Origin of the sequence: Paracidovorax konjaci, assembly GCF_900112675.1 — a bacterium.
Lineage (GTDB): Bacteria > Pseudomonadota > Gammaproteobacteria > Burkholderiales > Burkholderiaceae_C > Paracidovorax > Paracidovorax konjaci.
This window is the reverse complement of the sequence record NZ_FOMQ01000001.1, coordinates 159,767-180,002: the sequence shown is the minus strand read 5'-3', so window position 1 is coordinate 180,002 and position 20,236 is coordinate 159,767. Positions and strand designations below refer to the sequence as shown.

Annotated in this window: 19 protein-coding genes; 8 read left to right on the top strand and 11 right to left on the bottom strand. The window is 68.0% G+C overall.

Translation table 11 applies throughout. The annotated features are described in order from the left end of the window. Positions 1 to 3: 3 nt before the first annotated feature. From BM144_RS00750 to BM144_RS00730, 5 genes are all read right to left on the bottom strand, one after another. The gene (locus BM144_RS00750) at positions 4 to 492 is read right to left on the bottom strand and encodes a tripartite tricarboxylate transporter TctB family protein (RefSeq protein ID WP_092948836.1); all 489 of its coding nucleotides are present in this window, start codon (positions 490 to 492) and stop codon (positions 4 to 6) included. A gap of 160 nt (positions 493 to 652) precedes the next feature. Beyond that, on the bottom strand, positions 653 to 2,527 hold the full coding sequence (gene tfpB, locus BM144_RS00745; protein WP_245783470.1) for a type IV pilus assembly ATPase TfpB: 1,875 nt from the start codon (positions 2,525 to 2,527) through the stop codon (positions 653 to 655). A gap of 17 nt (positions 2,528 to 2,544) precedes the next feature. After that, positions 2,545 to 3,309, bottom strand: coding sequence for a class I SAM-dependent methyltransferase (locus BM144_RS00740; RefSeq protein WP_092948834.1), 765 nt, complete (start codon positions 3,307 to 3,309; stop codon positions 2,545 to 2,547). Beyond that, positions 3,310 to 3,891, bottom strand: a complete 582-nt coding sequence (locus BM144_RS00735) for a DNA-deoxyinosine glycosylase (protein ID WP_092948832.1) — start codon at positions 3,889 to 3,891, stop codon at positions 3,310 to 3,312. A 97-nt stretch (positions 3,892 to 3,988) separates the two neighbouring features. Further along, positions 3,989 to 4,900, bottom strand: coding sequence for a TatD family hydrolase (locus tag BM144_RS00730; protein WP_092948830.1), 912 nt, complete (start codon positions 4,898 to 4,900; stop codon positions 3,989 to 3,991). Positions 4,901 to 5,071: 171 nt separating this feature from the next. Here BM144_RS00730 and BM144_RS00725 point away from each other — a divergent pair, with 171 nt between their 5' ends. The 4 genes from BM144_RS00725 (at position 5,072) to BM144_RS00710 (ending at position 9,233) form a co-directional block, all read left to right on the top strand. Continuing rightward, positions 5,072 to 6,031, top strand: coding sequence for a S1C family serine protease (locus BM144_RS00725; protein WP_092948828.1), 960 nt, complete (start codon positions 5,072 to 5,074; stop codon positions 6,029 to 6,031). Positions 6,032 to 6,083: 52 nt separating this feature from the next. Then, a complete protein-coding gene (locus tag BM144_RS00720) occupies positions 6,084 to 7,121 on the top strand; it encodes an AAA family ATPase (protein ID WP_092948826.1) in 1,038 nt (345 codons plus the stop codon). Beyond that, positions 7,099 to 8,097, top strand: a complete 999-nt coding sequence (locus tag BM144_RS00715; RefSeq protein ID WP_092948824.1) for a DUF58 domain-containing protein — start codon at positions 7,099 to 7,101, stop codon at positions 8,095 to 8,097. The genes BM144_RS00720 and BM144_RS00715 overlap by 23 nt, the downstream gene beginning before the upstream one ends. 62 nt (positions 8,098 to 8,159) lie before the next feature. Next, the gene (locus BM144_RS00710; RefSeq protein ID WP_092948822.1) at positions 8,160 to 9,233 is read left to right on the top strand and encodes a VWA domain-containing protein; all 1,074 of its coding nucleotides are present in this window, start codon (positions 8,160 to 8,162) and stop codon (positions 9,231 to 9,233) included. Between the two features lie 103 nt (positions 9,234 to 9,336). On the opposite strand, the gene BM144_RS00705 is transcribed toward BM144_RS00710, so the two are convergent. The 3 genes from BM144_RS00705 to BM144_RS00695 all read right to left on the bottom strand — a co-directional run bounded on the left by BM144_RS00705 (position 9,337) and on the right by BM144_RS00695 (position 11,660). Continuing rightward, positions 9,337 to 9,744, bottom strand: a complete 408-nt coding sequence (locus BM144_RS00705) for a hypothetical protein (protein WP_092948820.1) — start codon at positions 9,742 to 9,744, stop codon at positions 9,337 to 9,339. Further along, entirely contained in the window at positions 9,744 to 10,625 is an 882-nt protein-coding gene (locus tag BM144_RS00700) for a DUF6402 family protein (RefSeq protein ID WP_092948818.1), read from the bottom strand. Before BM144_RS00700 ends, BM144_RS00705 begins: the two co-directional genes overlap by 1 nt. 225 nt (positions 10,626 to 10,850) lie before the next feature. Then, positions 10,851 to 11,660, bottom strand: a complete 810-nt coding sequence (locus BM144_RS00695; protein ID WP_092948815.1) for a Nif3-like dinuclear metal center hexameric protein — start codon at positions 11,658 to 11,660, stop codon at positions 10,851 to 10,853. 255 nt (positions 11,661 to 11,915) lie between these two features. Between BM144_RS00695 and BM144_RS00690 the strand changes: the two genes are divergently transcribed. Beyond that, the gene (locus BM144_RS00690; protein WP_092948813.1) at positions 11,916 to 13,169 is read left to right on the top strand and encodes a cysteine dioxygenase; all 1,254 of its coding nucleotides are present in this window, start codon (positions 11,916 to 11,918) and stop codon (positions 13,167 to 13,169) included. Positions 13,170 to 13,209: 40 nt separating this feature from the next. On the opposite strand, the gene BM144_RS00685 is transcribed toward BM144_RS00690, so the two are convergent. Then, positions 13,210 to 14,541, bottom strand: a complete 1,332-nt coding sequence (locus BM144_RS00685) for an MFS transporter (protein ID WP_092948811.1) — start codon at positions 14,539 to 14,541, stop codon at positions 13,210 to 13,212. A gap of 400 nt (positions 14,542 to 14,941) precedes the next feature. On the opposite strand from BM144_RS00685, the gene BM144_RS00680 reads away from it, so the two are divergent. The 3 genes from BM144_RS00680 (at position 14,942) to BM144_RS00675 (ending at position 17,356) form a co-directional block, all read left to right on the top strand. Continuing rightward, positions 14,942 to 16,090, top strand: coding sequence for a S1C family serine protease (locus BM144_RS00680; protein WP_092948809.1), 1,149 nt, complete (start codon positions 14,942 to 14,944; stop codon positions 16,088 to 16,090). A 481-nt stretch (positions 16,091 to 16,571) separates the two neighbouring features. Further along, positions 16,572 to 17,000 carry a hypothetical protein gene (locus tag BM144_RS22480; RefSeq protein ID WP_139225602.1) on the top strand — a complete coding sequence of 143 codons (429 nt, stop codon included), beginning with the start codon at positions 16,572 to 16,574 and terminating at the stop codon, positions 16,998 to 17,000. 32 nt (positions 17,001 to 17,032) lie between these two features. Continuing rightward, positions 17,033 to 17,356: a hypothetical protein gene (locus BM144_RS00675; RefSeq protein ID WP_092948807.1), complete on the top strand. Its 324-nt coding sequence runs from the start codon at positions 17,033 to 17,035 to the stop codon at positions 17,354 to 17,356. Between the two features lie 425 nt (positions 17,357 to 17,781). Here BM144_RS00675 and BM144_RS00670 read toward each other — a convergent pair whose 3' ends face one another. Next, the gene (locus BM144_RS00670) at positions 17,782 to 19,473 is read right to left on the bottom strand and encodes an ATP-dependent nuclease (RefSeq protein WP_139225601.1); all 1,692 of its coding nucleotides are present in this window, start codon (positions 19,471 to 19,473) and stop codon (positions 17,782 to 17,784) included. A gap of 258 nt (positions 19,474 to 19,731) precedes the next feature. After that, positions 19,732 to 20,121: a hypothetical protein gene (locus BM144_RS00665; RefSeq protein WP_245783469.1), complete on the bottom strand. Its 390-nt coding sequence runs from the start codon at positions 20,119 to 20,121 to the stop codon at positions 19,732 to 19,734. Positions 20,122 to 20,236 lie beyond the last annotated feature (115 nt).

Sequence of the window (20,236 nt, the reverse complement as noted above, 5' to 3'; positions counted from 1 at the left end):
TGCTTAACCCGAAATGAAACTGGGCCACACAGGGAACTGCAGCTTCAGCGCCCACACGAAAGCCACATAGCTGCCCACCGCGAGGATGGTGGCGAGGATGAACACTTCCTTGGCATTGAACGTGTCGCCCGCCAGGCTGGCGATGAACACCAGCGCGTAGATGGCGACCACCAGGCCCATGGCCGGCACGCCGAGGCTCGGCAGGCCCGCCAGCAGCACGCCGAACGCGAAGTTCGATGCCAGGATGAAGAAGAGCTGCTTCCACGCCCACTTGCCGATCTTGTCGCCACTGGCGTTCTCCACCACCGTGGCGTAGAACGTGATCGCACCGCCCAGGACGGCGAGCAGGACGCCGAGGATCAAAGGGAAATAGCCCGGGCCCATGCGGGCACCGTTACCGATGTTGTAGTTGGTGGCGCCGACCGCAAAGGCGACTCCCACCCCCATGAACATGAGGCCTGAAAAGAAATCTTTCTGGCTCTTGATTTTCACGAAACCACTCCTTACACGAAGTTGACGGGCGATTGTGCAATCACGCCCTCGGGAAGGCGATGTGGATACCACCTATCCATGACCTAGGGAAAACCGCAAGGTGCCCTCTGCCCCCGGCAGGCCGTGAAAACGGGGGTTTTCGCGGGCCGGAACGCAGCGGTCAGACCGGGGCCGCCGGCGCCGGCCGGTCACGTGACTCGAGCGGCGGTGTGGCGGTGATGATTTCTTCGAGCGTAGTCACGCCCTCGGCCACGCGCAGCGCGCCCGCCAGGCGCAGCGGGCGCATGCCGTCCTGCACGGCCTGCCGGCGCAGCGCGTCGATGGAGGGCGACTGGTTGATGCGGTCCTTCAGGGCCTCGCTCATGGTGAGCAGCTCGTAGAGCCCCATGCGGCCGTGGAAACCCGTCATGCGGCAGTCCACGCAGCCCACGGGCTTGTAGGGCTGGTAGCCGCCGGTGATCTTCCAGGGCCGCACCACTTCGGCCAGCCGCTCGATGTCGGCGGCCTCGTCGCGCTGGCGGCACTGCCGGCACAGCGTGCGCACCAGGCGCTGCGCGAGCACGCCCAGCAGCGTGGCGTTGATGAGGTAGGGCGGCACGCCCAGTTCCATGAGCCGGCTGACCGCCGAGGGGGCGTCGTTGGTGTGCAGCGTCGAGAACACGAGGTGGCCGGTGAGCGCGGCCTGCACGGCCATCTCCGCCGTCTGCAGGTCGCGGATCTCGCCCACCATGAGGATGTCCGGGTCCTGCCGCATCAGCGCGCGCAGGCCTTCCGCAAAGCTGAAGTCGAGCTGCGGCTGCACCTGCGTCTGGTTGAAGCTGGGCTCGATCATCTCGATCGGGTCCTCCACCGTGCTCACGTTCACCTCCTCGGTGGCCACGCGCTTGAGCGTGGAGTAGAGCGTGGTGGTCTTGCCCGAGCCCGTGGGCCCGGTCACGAGGATGATGCCGTGCGGGCGCCGCACGAGCTTTTCCCAGCGCTGCGCGTCGTGCGGCGTGAAGCCCAGCGCGTCGAGGTCCTTCACCGCGTTGTCGGGGTCGAAGATCCGCATCACCATCTTCTCGCCGAAGGCGGTGGGCAGCGTGGAGAGGCGCATTTCGACCTCGTCGCCGCGCGGGTTGCGGGTCTTGATGCGGCCGTCCTGCGGGCGGCGCTTCTCCACCACGTCCATGCGGCCCAGCAGCTTCACGCGCGAGACCATGGCGTTCAGCACGCCCATGGGCATCTGGTAGACCGGGTGCAGCACGCCGTCGATGCGAAAGCGGATCACGCCCTGCTCGCGGCGCGGCTCCAGGTGGATGTCGCTCGCGCGCTGGTCGAAGGCGTACTGCCAGAGCCAGTCCACCACCTTGACCACGCCCTGGTCGTTGGCGTCGAGCTGCTTGTTGCTACGGCCCAGCTCCACGAGCTGCTCGAAGCTGCTGCCCGCGCTGGCCCCGCCCGCCTTCTGCGCGGCGCGCACCGACTTGGCCAGCGCGAAAAACTCCGCCGTGTAGCGGTGGATGTCCTGCGGATTGGCCACCACGCGGCGCACCGCGCGGCGCGCCTGGCGCTCCACCTCGGCCACCCAGTCGTCGATGAAGGGTTCGGCCGTGGCCACCACCACTTCCTTGGGCGTGACCTGCACGGGCAGCACCTTGTGGCGCTCGGCGTAGCTGGCGCTCATGGTCTCGGCCACGCGCCCCACGTCCACCTTGAGCGGGTCGATGCGCAGGTAGGCCAGGCCGCAGCGGCCGGCGAGGTATTCGGTGAGGCTCTCCAGATCGAGCGGCTTGCCGTCGCTGGCGCGCGCCATGGCCACGCTGGCCAGGCGCACCAGCGGGTGCTGCCGGCTCTCGGCCTGCGAGCAACGGTTGACGGTGCGCTCGGCCTCTTCGGCGGAGATGACGCCGTCGCTGCGCAGCCAGTCGACGATGCGGCGCCAGTCGAGCGGGCCGGCGGGGCCGCGCGCGGCCTGCAGGGGCTGCACGCCCGCGGGCGGCTCCGGCGCCGCGGCCCCGGCACCGTCTCGGGAAGGGGGAAGGCTGCGGCTCATGGATGGGCTTTCTCTTCTCAATCGACAGGCTTGAAGACACGCGGCCACTTGGCCGCGGGCAGGTCCCAGCGGGCCTGCACGGCGTCGGCGCGGGCCAGCAGGTCGGCGCGGCGGGGCCGCTGGGGGGTGCGCTGGGCCAGCACCACGGTGTTGCCCTCGCGCGTGGGCTTGAAGGCCCAGAGCGCATCGGGCCCGAAGGCCTCGGCCATGCGCGCCAGGCTGCGCTCGTAGCTGGACGAGCGGCCGAAGAGGTTGACGGTCATCGCGCCGTCCTCGGTCAGCAGCGCGCGGCAGTCGGCATAGAACTCGGCGCTGTCGAGCACCGGCGCTGCGGCCTCGTGGTCGTAGAGATCGACGGCCAGCGCATCCACGGTGCCGTGCCACTCGGGCTTGCGGATCTCCTGGGCGGCATCGGCCAGCACCACGCGCAGCTTCGGCCCGTCGGGCGGCAGCTTGAACCAGGCGCGGCACACGGCATGCACCTGCGGATTCAGTTCGATGGCCGTGCAGCACATGCGCAGCTTCTTGTGGCAGAACTTGGTGATGGCGCCGGCGCCCAGCCCCAATTGCATGGCGTGGCGCTTGCCCACGCTGGCCGGCTCCACGAAGAGCAGCCACGCCATCATGCGCTGCACGTATTCCAGTTCGATCTCGAACGGCTCCCCGATGCGCATGGAGCCCTGGATCCAGGGCGTGCCCAGGTGCAGGTGGCGCACGTCGCCGTCATCGGAAACGCTGACTTCGGGCAGCTCGGCGGCTGCGGCTTTCTTGCGGGTGGTCATTCAGTCCATCAATCCAAAGGGGGCGAAGGCCGCGGCCCAGGCGGCACGCTTGCGCTCGAAGCTCCACGAGGCGTTCGCGGGGCTGGTGGAGGGCAGGCGCAGTGAGGGCACGGGGCCGTCCTCCAGCCCGGCGGGCAGGTCCAGCGCGGTGCGCACGGCGAGCGCATGCTTGAAGCTTTCGCCGCCATTGTGGGCGATGGCCGACAGGCGCGGGCAGCGCTCGCGCAATGCCGCGAAATCGTTCACGGCCGCGTTGCGGATGCTGGTGTCCAGGCTGCCCTCGCGCTCGCAGGCGGCGTACACGTCCCACAGCCCCAGGCCGCGCGCCAGCAGCCAGGCGCAGCGCTCGGCATAGCGGTCCCGGCCGGGCAGCGCGTGCTGCGGCCAAAGTGCCTGCAGGATGGGCCAGAAGTGGTTCTGCGGGTGCCCGTAGTACTGCCCCGCGCGCAGCGAGGCCGCGCCGGGAAAGCTGCCCAGCACCAGCACCACCGTGCGCTCCGAGACGAGCGGCGCCAGCCCGACGAGGCGGGCGGGTGCGGCGGTGCCGGGAGCGTCAGGGGTCATGTCGGCGGAGGATGGCATGCGAAGCGGGAGGAAAACAGGAGGCGCGCGGCGCGCAGCGCCTCACTATCAATATCGTAGCAATCTCTTCAATGGATACGGCGGCATGGAGCCTGTTTCATGCTGAACCGTCCCGGCCGGGCAAGGGCACCAGCCCCGCCAGGCGCGGCAGTGCGGCCAGCGAGTTCGCGTGCGCGGCGCGCCCCAGGTCCTCCACCGCCATGCCGCGCAGCCGGGCCACCACCTGCGCGATGCGCGGCAGCTCGCCCGGCGTGTTGCGCGCGGGCGGGGCGCCGGCCTCGCGCTCGGCGGCCGTGACGTAGAGCCAGTGCGGCGGAATGTCGGGCGCATCGGTCTCCAGCACGATGGCGTCCAGCGGCAGCTCGGCCGCGAAACGGCGCAACTGCAGCGCGCGGTCGAAGGTCGCCGCGCCGCCGAAGCCGAGCTTGAACCCCAGGTCGATGAAGGCTTTGGCCTGCTGCAGGCTGCCGTTGAACGCATGGGCGATGCCGCCCACGGCCCCCAGGTCGCGCACGCCCTTGAGCACCTTGTCCACCGAGCGCCGCGTGTGCAGGATCACCGGCAGCTTCCAGTGCCGCGCGAGGCGCAGTTGCTCGCGGTAGAAATGCTCCTGCCGCGCCGGGTCGAGCCCCGGCACGAAATAGTCGAGCCCGATCTCGCCCACGGCCACCAGCCGCGCATCCTGCGCATGCCGCTCCAGCGCCTGCGCGAGCGCATCGAGGTCGCCATCCTCAGCGCGGCCCGTGAAGAGCGGGTGGATGCCGAGCGCATAGCTGTCGCCATGGCGGTGCGCGAGCGCGCGCACGGTGTCGAAGTTGCCCCGCTCGACGGCCGGCACCACGCAGTGCGCCACGCCCACCGCCGCGGCGTCGGCCCGCACGCGGTCCTGGTGGTCGCGGCCGGCATGGGCCTCGAACTCGTCGAGGTGGCAGTGCGTATCGATCCACGGCCCGGCTGCTGCTGCAGCAGCAGCAGCGTCGGGCGGGGGAGCGGCGAGGGGTTCGGGCATGCGGCGATGATGCCCCAAGCCGGTGCGCAGGCGCGTGGGACCAAACCCCTGCGCGGATACCGCCTGTGACATGCGCGCGCGCACGTTCCGTGCTACCGTGGACAGATCCGCGGCCGCGCCGTTCCGCTCCCTTGGCGCACGGGCCGCCACCCCACGCCCCGAGGTGACCGCATGCCCAGGCCTGCCCGCTACAGCCCCAGCCACCGCGCCCGCCCAGCGGCTGCCGCAGCGCATGCGCCCGGGGCCGCCGCGCTCCCACCCGTGCCGGCACCGCCGGCCTCCGCCACGGCCGCGCAGGCCGCGGGCACGGCCCCCTCCTCCCCCGCAGCGGCCTCGCCTGCCGTGCGCAGCCACCGGCCGCTGCAGGCCGCCATCGCCCTGCTCGTGCTGATGCTCGCGGCCAGCCTCTGGTGGGGCTGGCGGCAGTCGCAGGGCGTGCCGCCGCGCCTCACGCAAAAGGACATCGACGCGGCGGTGCTGCACACGCTGCAGACGCAGCCCCTGCCCTCCGCCGCGGCGCGTGCGGCCGCGGCCGTGGCGCCGTCGGTCGTGCGCGTGGAGGGCTTCGCCCGCACGAAGAAGGGCAAGGAGGAAGAGCGCGGCGTGGGCACGGGCCTCGTGATCGTCGACAAGGGCGTGATCCTCACCAACCTGCACGTGGTGCGCGGCGCCTCGCGCATCCAGGTCACCTTCGCCGACGGCTCCGAGAGCGATGCCTCGCTCACCGGCGCGCAGCCCGCCAACGACCTCGCCGTGCTGCAGGCCCACAAGGTGCCCGACGACCTGCAGGCCGCGCCGCTGCGCTCCACGCAGGGCCTGCAGCCGGGCGACGGCGTGGTGGCCATCGGCTTCCCGTTCGGCATCGGGCCGTCGGTGTCCTCGGGCGTCATCTCAGGGCTGCAGCGCGAGTTCGATTCACCGCAGGGCAAGCAGGAGATGCGCAACCTGATCCAGTTCGACGCCGCGGCCAATCCCGGCAATTCGGGCGGCCCGCTCATCACGCTCGACGGCGAGGTGGTGGGCATCGTCACCGCCATCCTCAACCCCACGCCCGCGCGCACCTTCATCGGCATCGGCTTCGCGGTGCCCATCGAGAACGCGGCGCAGGCCGCCGGTATGCCGCCGTTCTGACACGGCGATGCCCGCCGCCCCCCCACCGACGCCCCCCACGCCAGGAGCCCCCATGGACACGACCCCGCCCCCCAAGGCCGCCGCCACCGCCACGCTGATGGAGCAGATCCTCTACGAGGTCAAGCGCGTCGTGGTGGGCCAGGACCGCTTCCTGGAGCGCGTGATGGTCGCCATGCTCGCGCAGGGCCACCTGCTGGTCGAGGGCGTGCCGGGCCTGGCCAAGACGCTCACCGTGAAGACGCTCGCGGGCACCGTTCAAGGCACCTTCAAGCGCATCCAGTTCACGCCCGACCTCGTGCCCGCCGACCTCGTGGGCACGCGCATGTACCACCAGCGCACGGGCGAGTTCGCCACCACGCTGGGCCCGGTGTTCACGCACCTGCTGCTGGCCGACGAGATCAACCGCGCGCCCGCCAAGGTGCAGAGCGCGCTGCTGGAGGTGATGCAGGAGCGGCAGGTGACCATCGCGGGCGAGACCCATCCGCTGCCCAGCCCCTTCCTCGTGATGGCCACGCAGAACCCCATCGAGACCGAGGGCACCTACCAGTTGCCCGAGGCGCAGGTGGACCGCTGCATGATGAAGGTGCTGGTGGGCTACCCGACCGAGGAGGAAGAGTTCGTCATCGCGCAGCGCGCGCTCGCCGAACCCGTGCAGGTGGCCGCCGTGGCCACCACCGCGCAGCTCGCCGCGCTGCAGGCCGAGCGCCGCCGCGTGTACGTGGACCCGTCGCTGCTGCAGTACGCGGTGCGCCTGGTGGCGGCCACGCGCGCGCCCGCGCAGTACGGCCTGCCCGAACTCGCGCCGCGCATCGCCTGCGGCGCCAGCCCGCGCGCCACCATCCACATCGCCGAGGGCGCGCAGGCGCTGGCCATGCTGCGCGGGCGCGGCTACGTGCTGCCCGAGGACATGGCCGACCTCGTGCCCGACGTGCTGCGCCACCGCGTCACGCTCTCCTACGAGGCGCTGTCGGACGGGCTCGACGCCGATGCGCTGATCGCGCAGCTCATGGCGCGGCTGCCCGCGCCGGCCCGCCCGCTCGCGCACGACGCGCAGAACGAGGTGCTCCATGCCGCCGCGCAGCGCGCCTGAGCCCACCGCCGCCCGGCCCGCCACGCCCCTGCCCGGCACGGGCTCGGCCGAGCGCCTGCTGCGCCGGCTCGAATGGACGGTGGTGCGCCGCCTCGACGGCCTGCTGCAGGGCGACTACCGCACGCTGATGCGCGGCGCGGGCCTGGACCTGTCGGACCTGCGCGAATACCAGGCGCACGACGACGTGCGCCACATCGACTGGAACGTCACCGCGCGGCTCGGCACACCGCACGTGCGCGTGTATTCCGAAGACCGCGAGATGGGCGCCTGGTTCCTGCTGGACCTGAGCCCCTCGGTGGACTTCGGCCCGCCGGGGCAGGCCAAGCGCGACCAGCTCACGGGCTTCGTCGCGGTGCTCGCGCGGCTGCTCACGCGCCACGGCAACCGCGTGGGCGCGATGCTCTTCGGCGGCCACCGCGACGCCATGCTGCCGCCGCGCTCGGGCCGCACGCACGTGCTGCGGCTGATCGACGCGCTCGCGCCGCCCGCGCAGGCCCCGGCCCGGCCGCCCGGCGCCACCGAGCTGCACCGGCTGCTGGAGTCCGCCGTGGCCACCGTGCGGCGGCGCTCGGCCGTGTTCGTCGTCTCCGACTTCCTGAGCGCGCCGGGCTGGGAGAAGCCGCTCGCCCATCTCGCGCAGCGCCACGACGTGGTCGCCGTGCGGCTGCTCGACCCGCTGGAGCTGGCGCTGCCGGACGTGGGCCTCCTGCACCTGCGCGACCCCGAGACCGGCGAACAGCTCACCGTGGACACGCGCGACCGCGCCTTCCGCCACCGCTTCGCGCGGCTCGCCGCCGACCGCGAGGCGGCCCTGCGCACGGCGCTCGCGCGCGCGGGCGCCGACACGCTGGAGCTGGCCACCGACGACGATCTGCTGGACGCGATGGTGCGCTTCATGGAGCTGCGCGGCCAGGCCGTGCGCGCGCGCCGCCGCGCGCCCATCGCCCCGCCGCCGCGCACGGCGGTGCCGGCCTGAGGCCGCTGCCTCGCCCTCGCCCCGCCCCGAAACACCGCGCAACGAACGAAGGAGCCGCCACCATGGTCTTTCTCTGGCCCACCTTCCTCTGGCTGCTGCTCGCGCTGCCGGTGCTCGTGCTGCTCTACGCCTGGCTGCTGCGCCGCCGCAAGGCTGTCGCGCTGCACTACCCGGGCCTGGGGCTCGTGCGCGAGGCGCTGGGCGCGCGGTCGCGCTGGCGCCGCCACGTACCGCCGCTGCTCTTCCTGCTGGGGCTCGCGGCGCTGCTCGTCGCGGCGGCGCGGCCGCTGGCCGTGCTCTCGCTGCCCTCGCAGCAGCAGACCATCATGCTGGCCATGGACGTGTCCGGCAGCATGCGCGCGGCCGACGTGCTGCCCGACCGCCTCACCGCCGCGCAGAACGCCGCCAAGGCCTTCATCGCCGACCTGCCGCGCCACGTGCGCGTGGGCATCGTGGCCTTCGCGGGCAGCGCGCAGCTCGCGCAGTTGCCCACGCAGAGCCACGAAGACCTCACCAAGGCCATCGACAGCTTCCAGCTGCAGCGCGGCACGGCCACGGGCAACGGCATCCTGCTCTCGCTGGCCACGCTGTTCCCCGATGCGGGCATCGACATCTCCGCGCTCGGCGGCCGGCAGGCGATGGCGCGCTCGCAGTCCATCGACGAGGTCGGGCGCAGCCTGCAGCAGCGCGGCAACGGCCAGAGCGGAACGGCGCCGCGCCCCGCGCCCGTCGCGCCGGGCTCCTACACCTCGGCCGCGATCATCATGCTCACCGACGGCCAGCGCACCACGGGCGTGGACCCGCTGGAGGCCGCGCAGTGGGCCGCCGACCGCGGCGTGCGCGTCTACACCGTGGGCGTGGGCACCGTGGCGGGCGAGACCATCGGCTTCGAGGGCTGGTCGATGCGCGTGCGCCTGGACGAAGACACGCTGAAAGCCGTGGCATTGCGCACCAACGCCGAGTACTTCCACGCGGCCACCGCGGCCGACCTGAAGAAGGTCTACGAAACCCTCAGCTCGCGCCTCACGGTGGAGAAGAAGGAAACCGAGATCTCCGCGCTGCTGGCGCTGGCGGGTGCGGCCTGCATGGTGCTGGCGGCAATCCTCTCGGTCTGGTGGTTCGGGAGGGTCATGTAGTGTTTTCGCCTCCATGCCGCCGGATCCATTCAATAGTTTGCTATTAATTCAATAGCAAATGGGCGGCCTGCCCAGGACGAGCGCATCCAATCTTCGGCCATCTTCAGGGCTTGGTATTGGGGCAGCCCGGTATCTGTGCCGCTTCCGTGCATTCCGGTGGGATGTTCTTAAAGATGACATCCCTGCCCACATAGACTTTGTTGGCTTCCACGGGCGGGTCGAGTTGCCATTCGATATCGATTCCACTCCAAAGATCGACCACTTGGCTTTCTCCCAGTAGTTCCTTGGGGTCAACCCGGTGCAGGCGGACGATGAACGGGGCCTTCTGGTCGTGATGCACGATGCGCTGCCACAAAGAGGCGTGGTAGAGCTCCAAACGATAGACGTAGTGGGGGCTGTTGTAGCTGTTGAAGAGCGTTGGCGTGCTTGCGTACCAGCCCAGCACCGCGCAGGCATTCAATGCCAGGCACCAGACGATGCAGGGCACGTTTTTGACATCGGACAGTTTCATCACCACTCCAGTTGGATCGGAAAAGCAAGGCGCACGCGGTGCACGTCGGAGACGACCATGAAGTCCCCGCCTCGGCCATGCAGCGCACGCCATTGCCTGAAATGTTTGTTCTGCACCAGATAGCTCTGGTGGCTTGCCTCGCCGGCATCGGCATACATCCACTGCTCATTGATGGGGATGTCCAGGGCGGACCGGGGGATGCGCTCCACGCCTTGCGGCCCCCAGAAACCCAGCGGCTGCGATAGAAAGGAATCGTCGTTGAAGTCATAGGAATCGCGCAGGTAGAAGGCCAGTTCATCAATGGCTATGGAGGCCTTGCCGCGCCCCTTGGGCGTCACGATGCCCGACACCGCGATCTTGAGCGTGGACTCGCCCATGGCGCCGTAGAAATCGTCCATGGGGTCGCCGAACCGGCCTACGTCCAGGAAATTTACCTGGCAGGTGTTGTCCAAGACTTTGGCAGGATGGTTCAGGTTGCCGAAACGCCAGGGACGGGTCTGCCCCAATGTTTGCCGTGCGGCCTTCCGTTGTAGCAACTCTATTCCGGCAGGGCTGTTCCATTGCGCTTGCAACATCGACACCGCAGTCCGCACCCGGGCAAAGCCCAATGCCCATGCCATGGTGACCGTGTTTTCTTCCAGTTGCGAGCTGGGCAACTGGTGGAGTTCTTGGGATGGCGCGCTGAGTTTGATCGGCAGAGTGATTGCAAACCCCGCACCCCTGAACCACCGCTCCATCAACGCCGCCGCCACCGGCCACCCCAGGCGCGAGCGCATCACGCCCGGAATGTCATCGAGCTGGAAGCGCCGGGTCTTGGGCGGCAGTTTCTTTTCGAGTTCCGCGCGCGTGCGCTCCCTGTCCACATGGACGATATCGTTCACTGGCCTCTCCCCCCGCTTGGGTCTTCTCGTTTTTACGGGACCGGATTCTGAAGGGAAAAGCGGAAAGGGAAGAGAAAAGTCACGGATCTTTGGTGACTGCGGGTAACGGCTTCTGCTGGATCTGCGGGCTGGCATCCGGACGATCTGGTGGCTCTGCCGGGGCTATCGGGTGGCAGGCGATTGACCTGGCGGCCCGCTCTGCCCGGCGCGGCCGTGCCGCTGGAATCAGGCCGGGTTGTCGATCTCGATGAAGCGGTGCTCCACGCCCAGCGCGGCCGCCACGTGCGCCGCCGCCGCCGGGGCGCCGTAGCGCTCGGTGGCGTGGTGGCCGGCGGCGATGAAGGCCACGCCGGTCTCGCGCGCCAGGTGCGCCTGCGGCTCGGAGATCTCGCCCGTGATGAAGGCATCGGCCCCGGCCGCGATGGCGCCCTCGAAGAAGCCCTGCGCGCCGCCCGTGCACCAGGCCACGCGGCGGATCGGACGCGCCGCGCCGGCGCCCTCTTCGGGCACCACCAGCGTCACCGGCCGGCCCAGCGCCGCTTCCACCCGCGCGGCGAGCGCGCCCGCGTCGGCGATGTCGGCAGAGGCGCTGAAGCCCAGGTCCTGCTCGCCGAAGCGCACGTCGGCCGGAGCGAAGCCGAGCACGCGGCCCAGTTGCGCGTTGTTGCCCCACTCGGGGTGCGCGTCGAGCGGCAGGTGGTAGGCGATGAGGTTGATGTCGTGCGCCAGCAGGCGCTGCAGCCGCTGCTTCATCCAGCCCGTCACGCGGCCGTCCTGCCCGCGCCAGAACAGGCCGTGGTGCACGAACAGCGCGTCGGCGCCAGCACCGATGGCCGCGTCGATCAGCGCGCGGCTGGCCGTCACGCCGCTCACGATGCGGCGGATGCGGGGCCTGCCCTCCACCTGCAGGCCGTTGGGGCCGTAGTCCTTGAAGCGCGCGGGCTGCAGCAGGCCGTCGAACGCCGCGAGCAGGTCGTCCCGGGAAACCCCGGGGGTGGAGTCGTCGATGGAAGAAGGTACAACAGAGGCCGTCATGCACGGAATTGTGGCAGGGCGCGCGCCAGGCAGGCGCGCCGCCCGCAGGCCACTCCGGCCCCGAAGCCAGAACAAAAACCACACGCGCGCAGACCGCCGGCCAGGCGGCGCCGCGACAGGAGGGATCGCCACCACCAACACCGCCGACGCCCTTCGGGCCGGCCACGCCTCGCCTGCCGCTGCCTGCAGCGTGCGCCGCCCGCGCCCATCGCCTCGCTTGCGCAGCCCATTCATTCAACCTTCACCCGCCACGCCATGCCCTCCGCACAGCCCGCCACCACCGCCACGCCGATCAAGCTCCACCTCGTCTCCAAGGATGCCGCCCAGGGCGACTTCCGCATCACGGGCCAGGGCACCGCCTCCGTGCGCCTGCCCGCCGACGCGAGCGCGCGCTCGCTCACCATCGCGCTGCGGCCGGCCCGGCCGGGCCAGGCGCCGGCCGGCGCCTGCGGCCTGACCGTGGATGCCACCAGCGCCGTGCTCTGGGTCGAGAAGAACGGCGAGCGCTACGAACTGGCCCGCAGCATCGCCCCCAAGGCCCTGCTGCAGGCCCACACCAACCAGTCGTACTGGCTGAGCCTGGACAGCAACAACCGGCGCCTGCGCTACGGCAAGGGCGAGATGCCGCTGCACCTGATGCAGTTCGAGTACGCGTTCCCGGAAACGTCGGACCCGCTCGGGCTCGGCCAGCTGGCTCCCACGCTGGGGCACGTGGAGGTGCGCGGCGCGGGCGACCATCCGCACCTCGTGCTGCGGCCCATCCCGGTCAACCTCGACCCGGCCCCGCGCGTGGTCCGGCCCGAGGACATCACGCTCGACCTCATCGCGCAGAACACCGTCAGCGTGGCGCAGAACCTGCCCAAGGAATGCCAGCTGCTCTACGCCAACGTGGCGGGGCCGAACATCCGGCTCGCATCGCCGGACTTCCCGGAATTCGCGCAGGCCATCCAGTATTCGATCGTCACACCCGGGAAGATGTGCTTCGAGAAGCTCAAGGAGAAAGCCGGCGGCGAAGGCGGCTTCAGCTACCTGCGCATCACGCTGGACGGCAACCTGGGCGACTCGCCCGGCCAGCCCTACGTGCTGGAGGTGTGGCCCGCGGGCAGCCACTCGCCCATCCACGACCACGGGCAGGCCAACGCCATCATCAAGGTGCTGCACGGCCAGATCCTGATCGAGTGGTTCGGCACGCTGAGCCCGCAGGACGAGACCTCGTGGGGCCACATGCTCGCGCACGCGGGCGACGTGACCTTCCTCACGCCGCAGTACTACCAGATCCACCGGCTCAGCAACCCGTCGCCGCGCGCGGGTGGCGACTTCTGCGCCACCATCCAGTGCTACCGGTACGCGAACAAGGACCGCCAGCACTACGAGTTCTTCGACTACATCGACGACAAGGAGCAGCGCGTCGAGCATTTCCGGCCCGACTCGGACTGGACCTACCGCGACTTCAAGCAGCTGATCCAGAAGGAATGGGCCGAGGCGATGCACGGCCTCTCGCCCACCTGAAGGCGCGGGACGCGGCGGCAGGCCGGCCGCGCCCCGGCGGTCAGGCCCGCGCGGCGCCCGGCTGCCAGCCGCGCGAGGCCAGCGGCACGAAACCCAGCGCGAAGCCCAGCAGGCCCATGGCCGCCACGTAGTGCGCGGGCGCCAGCAGGTCGTGCTGCTGCCACACGGTGATGAGGATCGGCGTGATGCCGCCGAACACCGCATAGGCCATGTTGTAGGAGAACGAAAGCCCCGAGAAGCGCACTTCCGGCGGGAAGGCGCGCACGCCCACGATGGGCAGCAGCGCGATCGAACCCACGAAGAAGCCGATCAGCGCGTAGTTGCGCACCAGCGTCTCCGGCGTGCCGGGCAGGCCCAGGTAGAACAGGTACGACGTGGCGAACAGGCCGCCCCAGCCCACGAGCATCACCGCGCGCGTGCCGAACCGGTCGTTGGCCCAGCCCGCCACCACGCAGCCGATGGTCAGCGTGAGCGTGGCCACGGCATTGGCCTCCAGCGCCAGCGTGGCGGGGATGTGGAAGGCCTTCTGCAGGTACGACGGCGTGATGAGCACCACCACCACCACCGCGGTGGAGAGCACCCAGGTCATCAGCGCCACGAGCAGCATCGCGCCCTTGTGGTCGCGCAGGATGGTCTTGAGCGGCATCTCGTTGGCGACGGCGCGGCGCGCGGCCAGCTCCTGGAACACCGGCGTCTCGTGCAGGAAGCGGCGCAGGTACACCGACACCAGGCCGAACACGCCGCCCAGGATGAACGGAATGCGCCACGCGAAGCCCTGCACCTCGGCCGGCGTGTAGCTGCGGTTGATGGCGATGGCCACGAGCGAGCCCAGCAGGATGCCGCCGGTGATGCCGGCCGTGAGCGTGCCCACGCCCAGGCCGTAGCGGTTCCTGGGTACGTGCTCGGCCACGAACACCCAGGCGCCCGGCATCTCGCCGCCGATGGCCGCGCCCTGCAGCACGCGCATCGCCAGCAGCAGCAGCGGCGCCGCCACGCCGATGCTGGCGTAGGTGGGCAGCAGGCCGATCACCAGCGTGGGCACGGCCATGAGGAAGATCGACAGGCTGAACATGCGCTTGCGGCCCAGCTTGTCGCCGAAGTGCGCGATCACGATGCCGCCGATCGGGCGCGCCAGGTAGCCCGCCGCGAAGATGCCGAAGGTCTGCAGCTGGCGCAGCCAGTCGGGCATGTCGGGCGGGAAGAACAGCCCGCCCACCACCGTGGCGAAGAAGACGTAGATGACGAAGTCGTAGAACTCGAGCGTGCCGCCCAGCGCGGACAGGCCCAGCGTCTGGTAATCGCGGCGGGTGAGCGGTCGGTGGGGCTGCGCGGCGGCGTCCACGGGCGCGGCGGCGGGGGAGGAGGAGGTCATGGCAGGGTCCGGAAGATCACGGGAGGCATCGGCCCGGTGGCGCCCGCACGCCAGGGCGGTGCGGGGCCGACGGGCGTCTGGCGGCCACCGTCCCGGGGATTCAGCAAGGCGTGCGGGTGGAGCGCGGGCTGGAGGCGCGGCCACGGGGGTGGTGCGGTCGCGCGGTGGGAGACGGGGCCGGCGCGGGGACCGGCGGGTTGCAGTCGGTCACGATTTTAGGGTTTTCCCGGAGCACCGGGCACGGCATGCGGGGAAAGGCCCCTGGTGCGGCGTGGGGGGATGGCCCGGCGGCCGCGCATGCGCACGCGGCGCCGGTCCGCAGGCCGGCGTGCCCTCCCACGGCCACGGCCGCGCAAAGTGGCGACAATGTGGGCCCTTCCCGATCTCTCCCGTTGCCACCATGAAGCGCTTCTGGCTGCTGTTCTCCCAGGCCGTGACCGTGTTCGTCGCGGCCTACTTCGTCGTCGCCACCCTCCAGCCGGACTGGATCCGGCGCGGCGCCACACGCAGCGGCGCCGGCATCTCGCTCATCGAGGCGCCCCCCGCGCCCTCCTCCCAGCCCGTGGCGGGCAGCTTCAGCGCCGCGGCCCGCAAGGCCGCGCCGGCCGTGGTCAGCATCAACACCAGCAAGGCCGTGCGCCACCCGCGCAGCAACGACCCGTGGTTCCAGTTCTTCTTCGGCGACCAGGGCACGCAGCAGGCGCAGACCGGCCTGGGCAGCGGCGTGATCGTGAGCCCCGACGGCTACATCCTCACCAACAACCACGTGGTCGAAGGCGCCGACGAGATCGAGGTGACCCTGGCCGACAGCCGCCGCACGCGCGCCACCGTCATCGGCACCGACCCGGACACCGACCTCGCCATCCTGAAGGTGGACCTCGACAAGCTGCCCGCCATGGTGCTGGGCAACTCCGACCAGCTCTCCGTGGGCGACCAGGTGCTGGCCATCGGCAACCCCTTCGGCGTGGGCCAGACCGTGACCAGCGGCATCGTGAGCGCGCTGGGCCGCAGCCAGCTGGGCATCAACACCTTCGAGAACTTCATCCAGACCGACGCGGCCATCAACCCCGGCAACTCCGGCGGCGCGCTGGTGGACGTGAACGGCAACCTCATGGGCATCAACACCGCCATCTACTCGCGCTCGGGCGGCAGCATGGGCATCGGCTTCGCGATCCCCGTCTCCACCGCCAAGCTCGTGCTGGACGGCATCGTGCGCGACGGCCAGGTCACGCGCGGATGGATCGGCGTGGAACCCAACGAACTCTCGCCCGAACTCGCCGCCACCTTCGGCGTGCGCGCTACCGAAGGCGTGATCATCACCGGCGTCCTCCAGGACGGCCCCGCCGCCCGCGCCGGCATCCGCCCCGGCGACGTGATCGTGCGCGTGGGCGACAAGCCCACCGACAACGTCTCCGCCCTGCTCTCGGCCGTGGCGGCCCTCAAGCCCGGCGAGGCGACGGCGTTCCAGCTGCAGCGGGGGGACAGCCAGGTGGAGCTGAACGTGGTGCCGGGAACGCGGCCGCGGCAGCAGCGGGGGCAGCGGCGGTGAGGGGGTTTGGGCTTACGGTGGCGCGGGGTGGCGCGGGGTGGCGCGAGTTTGCTGTGGAGGGTGATGCGAAGGGTTCCGCCTGGGATGAAAGCGCCCTGGAAGCTGGACTGAACGCTGCTTCTGCCACGGAATCGATACCGAGTGTTTTCGGCACCATGCGGTAGTGATCATTCAGTTTTTTGCTATGTATTTAATAGCAAACAGGCGGTTGAATGTCAGCATTGCGAGGGCGGTTTGGGGCTTTAGGACAAGCTCGGGCAGATACGTCCGGCTGATGGCAGAGGCCACTCCGGAAGGCTGATTTGCAGCGATTGCGGCCGGTCAAGGCATTGGGTTCTAGGGCGGCGACCGGCCAGTAGCGGTCACCCGCGGAGATGCCAAACGTGAGCCTTAAAGCTGACACAGAGTCTTGTCGCCCAGGATTTGCCATCGCTCTGCAGCGCAATTGGCCGAAAGTGAATTTCATTCAAGGAGAAGCTTCTTGCTGTTTATGCGCGTATGCCAACTCGGACTAGCTGTTTTCGGCCTCGCTCTGTGTGTTCAAGCGCGTGCGCAGTCAGCCGAAGAAGTTTTAGCCGCTGAGCTTTCCTATTGCACCGTGATCGCCACATATATCTCGACCAACATTCCGACTCCAGCGACCGCCGAACAGGCCAACGCTCGCGCAGGGTGGCAGCGGAAGGCGCTCATTTTCAATGGAAGTGCTGCCCTGCTCACGTCGCAAGAGCTCGCGAAGGTCGGAGCCGACGCGGCGACAAGCCGTTTCCTAGAGGAGGCAGGTCGCGATAAAGAACAAGATATCAAGCTGAAGTTTCGAACATGGATGACGGCTATCGACCGTTGTGAAGCAAAACTCATTGCAAACAAGGAGAGACTGCTCGAAATTGCTGCATCTCGGAGGAACAACTGAAGTCAGTTCGGCCACAAGCAGATGCCAAAACTATGAATTGGAGTTTTGCACAGCCAAAGAGTCTCGCTGTCATCACCGTGGCTAGCGTGGTGTCTGGCAATCGCCCCGTCCTCTATTTCTCACATGACGAAGATGATGGTGGCTGGCAATTTCTCGACGGAACTGCGCGTTTAGAAGCGAACGTGCTAGTCGTCGGTCTCGGCGGCATGGTCGAAAGCGACCCGGCCCTTGCCGAACTTGCAGACCTCCAAGAAGGCTTCATCGCCACGCGAAGCAGCACGGAAGATGCTTGTGTGTGGCAGCGTCGGCCTAACGCCCCGTTTGGCCAGAACCTGTCATTCGCAACCGCCAACTGAAATGGACATACACGCATCCAGCGCTCGGTCTATTACCGCTATCAGCACGTGACCGGTCCAAAGTGCGTTTTGGTTTCTATTCGGGTTGGAAAGAGTCCACCGAATGACCCGACATTGTTCGGCTACTCGCGATGGATCGAACAGAAAGTGCGGTCCAGTTTGACCTTTCGAATCACGTGTCCGAGGTACTTGCTGGTGTCGCTCGTGCAACCTCTGAGAGTGCGGCCCACGCACTGGTCCACGACAAGCACCCGGCTCGGGGGGTTACCTTCTGGATTAATAGCCCTGATGAGGCGCCGAGAGGCGACTGGTCTTAGGGCAGCTTGATAGCACGGACAGCTTCCCCCGAGCCCCCGCCAAGGTGCACTCGGAAGTGCGCCCGGTCGTGCTCAAGCCCATACATGCGCCTACCAACGACACGCGAGTCAGCTCTTACCAAGCAGATAACGGTTCACGTCTTGTATGAAGGCTCGAGCTGGCGCCAGCTCTTCATCGGTACCAAGATCCTTGTCTTTGATGACCTGAGCGACCCAGCGCGGACCGTGGCCGCCGATGCTCCGACAGAAGCCTTCCATTTCTCCGCTGGGCGCGACAAATATGCCGAGCTCCTTGAGTTTAGCGAGGAGTTTGTTCGCCCTAACCGTCGCCTCACCAGTTGGGATGACAGACAGGCCACTGCCCTTCGCGTTGTCCCAGGGCGATGCGCGTCTCGACAACCTCTCGATATCCTTCAGAGTCTTTTTTGGAACTGCCAACTCATCGCCATAGCTGTCAAGAAGCGTAATAACTTCCTTGCGGAAGCGGGCGCCGTCGGTGAAAGCACTACTCTCCTCTACCGCCTTTTTAATCGCGCTCCAATCCTCAACTACATCCGCCCAAAAACCACCGTGAGCTTCGACGATTCGCCTAAGTGGTTGATCATTATTCAGCAGGTCGAAGTCAGCGATAGTGACTACAGGCACCTTGAGCGAAACCAGCGCCTTGATAACTACCGGAAGTCGGTCCTTGCCACCGCTGTAGGTGTAGTGAATTGATGGCCGCTCTGATTCAGGGATGCTTTCGAACGCCAGCGCTTGGTAGAAACGACAGTCAGCGTCCGCCTCGGTAAGGATGACCCCTTCGTGGAAAAGGCCGTCAAGGACATTGCTGAAGCGGAGGATCGGGTCGCGCCAGAGGTCAGAAACTTGGTCGGCCTCGAGATAGTTGGACTGCGCCCCAGACGCCGGCCGGGTCAGGCGAACGACGCTGACACGGTCTAATCCACCTGAGAGGAGACCGCGCAAGACGTCACTGCTGTGCGTCGCAATCAGCGTTTGACGGCTTCCTGAATCATTCAGTATGCTTCTGGCGATGAGTTGAGCCAACGGAGGTGGGAGAAACGCCTCGGGTTCGTCAATAAGCTGAATAGGGCGACTCTCTGTAATGACGCGTCCGACAATTGATGCGAAGCTCCTGACGCCATCGCCTTGTGTTTCAAGACGATCCAGGGCCTCAACCTTATCGATGTAACTTCTAGAGAGACGATCCTCCTCTGCTTCCTTGTTCACCTTCGGGCGCTCGCCCACGTACGCCGGAATGGAGTTGCTGGCGGCCCGGTGAATCAGTAGGTCGCGCTTGAAGGCCGCCCGAAATATGTCTGAGGCCTTTTTTTCAAGCCGGTCGTCGCTGTACATCCGTTGAAATGGATGCGAAGCTGTCCCTGGATTTCTTGATTCAAAAGCGGGTGCGGGGTCACAGTCGGCCAGCCGCGACCTTGTATTTAAGTCGCAGAGAATCTGCGAAGTTAGATAAGGACCAACGACTTCGTCACCGCCGGTCCACCAAGCCTTGAGTTGGTGCTCAAAAACCGTAGCACCGGGAATTCTGAAGACTCCGTGCGCGTCCTTAAAGCTTGATAGCGCGCTAAGGATGTCATCAATAGATGTCTCCCGAAGAACGGAAAACCGCACCAAAGAAGAAGGAGCAGTCTCCAGGCTGGCGAGCCTGGTTCGCACTGCCGCCAGAACCGCGCTCTTCCCAGAGTTATTCGGGCCAACGATCACTACCACGCTGTCTGCGTTGAGAGGGACAGTCACGCCGCCCACAAACTCAAGAGACTCCAGTCTCGCTTTTATCATCTCAAGCTCTCCTCCTTGTCCTGCAATTCTGCAGCAAGTGGCCGTATAGCCGACCAAGTCTGCCTTTCCGACAGTGCTCGAACCAAGACACTCGACTAAGCTCAGACGGTGAACGACTGCTTTACGTCAGAGGGTTGGAACGGCCGAAAGTCCGCTTCGGGCGCAGAGCCGTCATCTGGTCGTCTCGGCTGAGTGTCCGCAATCAGCCTAGAGAGGCAATTTGGAATGCAAGCCGACTTCAGCCCCGGCAAACCCCAGTCACACTGAATACTGCTTCAATACCACCAGTTCGCCACCCAACCCTGGCCACACCTGCACAAGGTACCGGTCCTCCCCCTCCAACCCATCCTCCGACAGCGAATCCAGCCCCGCTGCCGACAACCGCACCCGGTACGTCCCCGGTGCCACCGCGAACCGCGCCGCCTCCGGGAAATAGTCGGTGCAGCCCGCCACCACCAGCGGCCCGGTCTTCACGACCAGCGACGCCTCCACCACATGGTCGAACCGGTCCAGATCGGTCTGCGGCTCTGCATCGAGCAGTTCCAGCATCACCGGCACCCGCAGGTTGCGCGCCGTACCGAAGCCCACGACACCCGGCGCCACGGCCAGCATGCGGTGCACCGCAGCATCGCTCCAGGCGCTGGACAAGTCCCCTCGGCGGCCTCGTCCTGCAGGTAGAACTGGTGGTAGTCCGCGAGCAGGGTGAGGTGGTGGGTCTGCGGTGCCATGGGCAGGGCGTGGCGCTGCAGCCGCGTGATGTCAG

What these genes read in the sequence shown, in the direction of transcription:
- tfpB (WP_245783470.1), bottom strand. Translation starts at nt 2,527, where the DNA reads ATGAGCCGCAGCCTTCCCCCTTCCCGAGACGGTGCCGGGGCCGCGGCG.
- BM144_RS00740 (WP_092948834.1), bottom strand. Translation starts at nt 3,309, where the DNA reads ATGACCACCCGCAAGAAAGCCGCAGCCGCCGAGCTGCCCGAAGTCAGC.
- BM144_RS00735 (WP_092948832.1), bottom strand. Translation starts at nt 3,891, where the DNA reads ATGCCATCCTCCGCCGACATGACCCCTGACGCTCCCGGCACCGCCGCA.
- BM144_RS00730 (WP_092948830.1), bottom strand. Translation starts at nt 4,900, where the DNA reads ATGCCCGAACCCCTCGCCGCTCCCCCGCCCGACGCTGCTGCTGCTGCA.
- BM144_RS00725 (WP_092948828.1), top strand. Translation starts at nt 5,072, where the DNA reads ATGCCCAGGCCTGCCCGCTACAGCCCCAGCCACCGCGCCCGCCCAGCG.
- BM144_RS00720 (WP_092948826.1), top strand. Translation starts at nt 6,084, where the DNA reads ATGGACACGACCCCGCCCCCCAAGGCCGCCGCCACCGCCACGCTGATG.
- BM144_RS00715 (WP_092948824.1), top strand. Translation starts at nt 7,099, where the DNA reads ATGCCGCCGCGCAGCGCGCCTGAGCCCACCGCCGCCCGGCCCGCCACG.
- BM144_RS00710 (WP_092948822.1), top strand. Translation starts at nt 8,160, where the DNA reads ATGGTCTTTCTCTGGCCCACCTTCCTCTGGCTGCTGCTCGCGCTGCCG.
- BM144_RS00705 (WP_092948820.1), bottom strand. Translation starts at nt 9,744, where the DNA reads ATGAAACTGTCCGATGTCAAAAACGTGCCCTGCATCGTCTGGTGCCTG.
- BM144_RS00695 (WP_092948815.1), bottom strand. Translation starts at nt 11,660, where the DNA reads ATGACGGCCTCTGTTGTACCTTCTTCCATCGACGACTCCACCCCCGGG.
- BM144_RS00690 (WP_092948813.1), top strand. Translation starts at nt 11,916, where the DNA reads ATGCCCTCCGCACAGCCCGCCACCACCGCCACGCCGATCAAGCTCCAC.
- BM144_RS00685 (WP_092948811.1), bottom strand. Translation starts at nt 14,541, where the DNA reads ATGACCTCCTCCTCCCCCGCCGCCGCGCCCGTGGACGCCGCCGCGCAG.
- BM144_RS00680 (WP_092948809.1), top strand. Translation starts at nt 14,942, where the DNA reads ATGAAGCGCTTCTGGCTGCTGTTCTCCCAGGCCGTGACCGTGTTCGTC.
- BM144_RS00675 (WP_092948807.1), top strand. Translation starts at nt 17,033, where the DNA reads ATGAATTGGAGTTTTGCACAGCCAAAGAGTCTCGCTGTCATCACCGTG.
- BM144_RS00670 (WP_139225601.1), bottom strand. Translation starts at nt 19,473, where the DNA reads ATGATAAAAGCGAGACTGGAGTCTCTTGAGTTTGTGGGCGGCGTGACT.